This is a genomic window from Streptomyces sp. YS-3 (assembly GCF_045257485.1).
Classification (GTDB): Bacteria; Actinomycetota; Actinomycetes; order Streptomycetales; family Streptomycetaceae; genus Streptomyces.
In genome coordinates this window covers 1-5,427 of the sequence record NZ_JBJHPC010000495.1, presented here as the reverse complement: position 1 = coordinate 5,427, position 5,427 = coordinate 1, and the positions used below count along the sequence as shown (strand labels likewise).

At 70.5% G+C, this 5,427-nt stretch carries 4 protein-coding genes; 3 read left to right on the top strand and 1 reads right to left on the bottom strand.

The features are described 5' to 3' along the window. The 3 genes from ACJA3G_RS29070 to argF all read left to right on the top strand — a co-directional run. Nucleotides 1–2,546 (top strand): polynucleotide kinase-phosphatase (locus ACJA3G_RS29070; RefSeq protein WP_406556014.1); only part of this gene is annotated, 2,546 nt, incomplete at its 5' end. A 198-nt stretch (nucleotides 2,547–2,744) separates the two neighbouring features. Further along, nucleotides 2,745–3,977 carry an arginine deiminase gene (locus ACJA3G_RS29065; protein WP_406556013.1) on the top strand — a complete coding sequence of 411 codons (1,233 nt, stop codon included), beginning with the start codon at nucleotides 2,745–2,747 and terminating at the stop codon, nucleotides 3,975–3,977. A 62-nt stretch (nucleotides 3,978–4,039) separates the two neighbouring features. After that, nucleotides 4,040–5,071, top strand: coding sequence for an ornithine carbamoyltransferase (gene argF / locus ACJA3G_RS29060; protein WP_406556012.1), 1,032 nt, complete (start codon nucleotides 4,040–4,042; stop codon nucleotides 5,069–5,071). Here argF and ACJA3G_RS29055 read toward each other — a convergent pair. Then, a partial coding sequence (locus ACJA3G_RS29055) for an ATP-binding protein (RefSeq protein WP_406556011.1) occupies nucleotides 5,016–5,427 on the bottom strand: 412 nt, incomplete at its 5' end. The genes argF and ACJA3G_RS29055 overlap by 56 nt on opposite strands.

Sequence of the window (5,427 nt, the reverse complement as noted above, 5' to 3'; positions counted from 1 at the left end):
AGCGCACGCTCCCCGTCCCCGACCTCTCCCTCGTCGTCCTCATCGGCGCCACCGGATCGGGCAAGTCCACTTTCGCCCGTCGGCACTTCAAGCCCACCGAGGTCCTCTCGTCCGACTTCTGCCGCGGTCTGGTGGCCGACGACGAGAACGACCAGGGCGCCAGCGGTGACGCGTTCGACGTCCTCCACTACATCGCGGGCAAGCGGCTCGCGGCCGGGCGGCTGACGGTGGTGGACGCCACCAACGTGCAGGTGGAGAGCCGCAGGCAACTGGTCCAGCTGGCCAGGGAGCACGACGTGCTGCCGGTGGCCATCGTCCTGGACCTGCCCGAGGAGGTCTGCGCCGCCCGTAACGCGGCTCGGCCCGACCGTGCCGGCATGCCCCGTCAGGTCATCGCGCGCCACCGCCGTGAGCTGCGGCGTTCGCTGCGGGGACTGGAGCGTGAGGGGTTCCGCAAGGTCCATGTGCTGCGCTCCGAGGCCGAGGTGGACAGCGTCGAGATCGCCATCGAGCGGCGCTATAACGACCTCACCCACCTCACCGGTCCCTTCGACATCATCGGTGACATCCACGGCTGCCGCTCCGAGCTGGAGACGCTGCTGGCCAAGCTGGGTTACGTGGATGGGGTGCACCCCGAGGGCCGTACGGCGGTCTTCGTCGGCGACCTTGTCGACCGCGGGCCCGACAGCCCGGGCGTGTTGCGGCGCGTGATGAAAATGGTGGCCGATGGTAACGCTCTGTGTGTTCCCGGGAACCATGAGAACAAGCTCGGACGTTATCTGGGTGGCAAGAAGGTCCAGCGCACCCATGGACTGGCGGAGACCATCGAGCAGTTGGACAGGGAGGACGATGGATTCAAGGAACAGGTGAAGGAGTTCATCGACGGGCTCGTCAGCCACTATGTGCTCGACGGCGGCAAGCTGGTCGTCTGTCACGCGGGTCTGCCCGAGAAGTACCACGGGCGTACGTCGGGGCGTGTCCGCTCACACGCTCTGTACGGGGAGACGACCGGCGAGACGGATGAGTTCGGCCTGCCCGTGCGCTACCCCTGGGCCGAGGAGTACCGGGGTCGTGCGGCGGTCGTCTACGGCCACACGCCCGTCCCGAACACATCGTGGATCAACAACACCATCTGTCTGGACACGGGTGCGGTGTTCGGCGGAAGGATGACCGCGCTGCGCTGGCCCGAGCGCGAGCTCGTCGACGTGCCTGCCGAGAAGGTCTGGTACGAGCCGGTCCGTCCGCTGGCCACCGAGGCGCCCGGTGGCCATGACGGACGCCCGCTCGACCTGGCCGATGTGCACGGCCGTCGGGTCGTGGAGACCCGTCAGCTGGGCAATGTGGCGGTCCGCGAGGAGAACGCGGCAGCCGCGCTCGAGGTCATGAGCCGTTTCGCCGTCGATCCCCGGCTGCTCGCGTATCTGCCGCCGACGATGGCGCCGACGGCGACCTCGCGCGCGGCGGCCCGTGGCAGCGGCGGTGACGAGCCCTTCCTGGAGCATCCGGTGGAGGCGTTCGCGCAGTACGCGTCGGACGGCATCGGGCGGGTCGTGTGCGAGGAGAAGCACATGGGCTCGCGGGCGGTCGCTCTGGTGTGCCGTGACGCCGAGGCGGCGCGCGAGCGGTTCGGGGTGGAGGGGCCGACGGGCGCTCTGCACACCCGCACCGGTCGCCCGTTCTTCGACGACGCGGCTGTCACCGAGGAGGTTCTCGGCCGGCTGCGGGCGGCCGTGTCCGCGGCCGGGCTGTGGGACGAGTTCGGCACGGACTGGCTGCTGCTCGACGCCGAGCTGATGCCGTGGTCGCTGAAGGCCGCGGGGCTGCTGCGGTCGCAGTACGCGGCGGTGGGTGCCGCGTCCGGGGCGGTCTTCCCGGGTGCCCTCGGGGCTCTGGAGGCGGCGGCGGAGCGCGGTGTGGAGGTGGCGGGGCTGCTGTCGCGTCAGCGCGAGCGGGCGCGGGACGCGGCGGCGTTCACCGAGGCGTACCGGCGCTACTGCTGGACCACGGACGGACTGGAGGGGGTGCGGCTCGCTCCGTTCCAGCTCCTGGCCGTCCAGGGGCGCAGCCTGGCCGGGGTGCCGCACGACGAGCAGTTGGCGTGGCTGGACCGTCTGGTGGAGCACGACCCGACGGGTCTGCTCCAGGTCACCCGGCGTCTGGTCGTCGACACCGGCGACGAGGCGTCCGTGCGGGCGGGTGTCGACTGGTGGCTGGAGCTGACCGGTGCGGGCGGCGAGGGCATGGTGGTCAAGCCGTTGCAGGCGCTCGCGCGGGACGGCCGGGGCCGTCTGGTGCAGCCCGGCATCAAGGTGCGGGGACGCGAGTATCTGCGGATCATCTACGGTCCGGAGTACACGCGCCCGGAGAATCTGGAGCGGCTGCGGCAGCGGTCGCTGGGCCACAAGCGTTCGCTGGCGCTGCGGGAGTACGCGCTGGGTCTGGAGGCGCTCGACCGGCTGGCGGCGGGGGAGCCGCTGTGGCGGGTCCACGAGGCGGTCTTCGCGGTCCTGGCCCTGGAGTCGGAGCCGGTGGATCCCAGGCTGTGATGCTCCGGTTGTGATGTCCCAGGCTGTGACGCCCGGGCGGGAACCGCACGGTTGCGTCCCCGGGCCGTGATGTCCCAGGCGGTGACGCCGGGGGCGGAGCCGTGCTGTTCCGCGGTTCCGCCCGGGGGCCGTTTCCGGCGGGGACGGAAGCGGCCGGTTCACCGGGTGAGGGTGCTGCCGGCGGGACAGGATGGAAGCATGGGATTCCATGTCGACTCCGAGACCGGGCGGCTGCGCCGCGTCATCCTGCACCGCCCCGATCTGGAGCTGAAGCGGCTCACTCCGAGCAACAAGGACGCTCTCCTCTTCGACGACGTGCTCTGGGTGCGCAGGGCCCGCCAGGAGCACGACGGCTTCGCGGACGTGCTGCGCGACCGCGGGGTCAAGGTGCACCTCTTCGGCGATCTGCTGCGCGAGTCGCTGGCGATCCCCGAGGCGAGACGGCTGGTCCTGGACCGGGTCTTCGACGAGAAGGAGTACGGGCCGCTGGCCACCGGGCATCTGCGTGAGGTCTTCGAGGAGCTGCCCGCCGCGGAGCTGGCGGAGGCGCTGGTGGGCGGGATGACCAAGCGGGAGTTCCTGGCGCGTCACGCGGAGCCGGTGTCCGTGCGGTTCCACGCCATGGACCTGGACGACTTCCTGCTGGGCCCGCTGCCCAACCACCTGTTCACCCGTGACACCTCCGCCTGGATCTACGACGGTGTGTCCATCAACGCGATGCGCTGGCCGGCCCGGCAGCGCGAGACGGTCCACTTCGAGGCGATCTACCGCCACCATCCGCTCTTCGCAGGCCCCGGGGCCGGGCCCTTCCATACCTGGTCGGAAGGGCAGAGCGACTATCCCTCGACCATCGAGGGCGGAGACGTGCTGGTGATCGGCAATGGCGCGGTGCTCATCGGGATGAGCGAGCGGACGACTCCGCAGGCCGTGGAGATGCTGGCGCGCGGGCTGTTCGCGGCCGGGTCCGCCCGCACGATCGTGGCGCTGGACATGCCCAAGCGCAGGGCGTTCATGCACCTCGATACGGTGATGACGATGGTCGACGGAGAAACCTTCACTCAGTACGCCGGGCTCGGCATGCTCCGCTCGTACACGATCGAGCCGGGCGCCGGTGAGCAGGAGCTGAAGGTGACCGACCATCCGCCGGAGCACATGCACCGGGCCATAGCGGCTGCCCTCGGTCTGGACGGGATCCGGGTGCTGACTGCCACCCAGGATGTGCACGCCGCGGAGCGTGAGCAGTGGGACGACGGCTGCAACGTGCTGGCGGTGGAGCCGGGTGTGGTGGTGGCGTACGAGCGCAATGTGACCACCAACACGCATCTGCGCAAGATGGGCATCGAGGTGATCGAGATTCCCGGCAGCGAGCTGGGGCGGGGGCGGGGCGGGCCGCGGTGCATGAGCTGTCCGGTGGAACGCGATGCCGTATAGTGATGCGTTCAATCGCATAGACTTACAGTGTTTCCGCCTTCCGTCACCCAGGAGCAGTCACCATGGCGACAGACCTCGCAGGCCGCCACTTCCTCAAGGAGCTGGACTTCACCGCCGAGGAGTTCCGTGCTCTGGTGGAGCTGGCCGCCGAGCTCAAGGCCGCCAAGAAGGCGGGCGCCGAGGTGCAGCGGCTGCGGGGGCGGAACATCGCGTTGATCTTCGAGAAGCCGTCGACGCGTACGAGGTGCTCCTTCGAGGTGGCGGCTGCCGACCAGGGCGCCTCCACCACGTACATCGACCCCGCCGGATCGCACATCGGCAAGAAGGAGTCGGCCAGGGACACCGCGCGGGTGCTCGGGCGGATGTTCGACGCGATTCAGTTCCGCGGGGACGCCCAGGAGACGGTCGAGGCCCTCGCCGCGCATGCGGGCGTGCCGGTCTACAACGGCCTCACCGACGCCTGGCATCCCACCCAGATGCTCGCGGACGTGCTCACCATGACCGAGCACACCGACAAGCCCCTGGAGCGGACGGCCTTCGCGTATCTGGGTGACGCCCGGTACAACATGGGCAACTCCTACCTGGTCACGGGCGCGCTGCTCGGGATGGACGTACGGATCGTGGCGCCCCGGGCGTACTGGCCGGCCGAGGACGTCGTCGCCCTCGCGCGGCGGGCGGCCGAGCGGAGCGGGGCCCGTGTCACCCTCACCGAGGACATCGCGGAAGGCGTGGCGGGCGCGGACTTCGTCGCCACCGACGTCTGGGTGTCGATGGGCGAGCCCGCGGAGATCTGGGCGGAGCGGATCAAGGCGCTGGCGCCCTACGCCGTGACCATGGACGTGCTGCGGGCGACCGGCAACGCGGACGTGAAGTTCCTGCACTGCCTGCCCGCCTTCCATGACCTCGGTACGGCCGTCGCCCGGGAGATCCACGAGCGGTACGGGCTGGCCGAGCTGGAGGTCACCGACGAGGTCTTCGAGTCCGCGCACTCGGTGGTCTTCGACGAGGCCGAGAACCGTCTGCACACCATCAAGGCGGTCATGGTCGCGACCCTCGCGGAAGCTCCGGCAGCGGTGGCCGCGCCGGGAGCGTGAACCACACCGCCTTGCCGTGCGCGGTGGGGCGGTGGCCGCAGGCTGAACTCAGGGTGCGGATCAGCAGCAGACCCCGGCCGTGCTCCTGCCACGGGTCGGGATCGTCGCGCGGCGCCGGAGCGCCCAGGTCGCCCGGCGGCAGCGGGGAGCGGTCGTGCACCTCGACGTGGCAGCCCGCCTCGAACAGCTCGACCACCAGCTCGATGGGCTGGTCGGCGGCGGTGTGCTCGACGGCGTTGGCCACCAGTTCGGCGGTGAGCAGTTCGGCGGTGTCGCTGTCGGCGGGGGCGTCGATGTCCGCGAGCGCGGTACGGATCAGGGCGCGGGCGATGGGGACGGCGGCGTTGGTGTGGGGG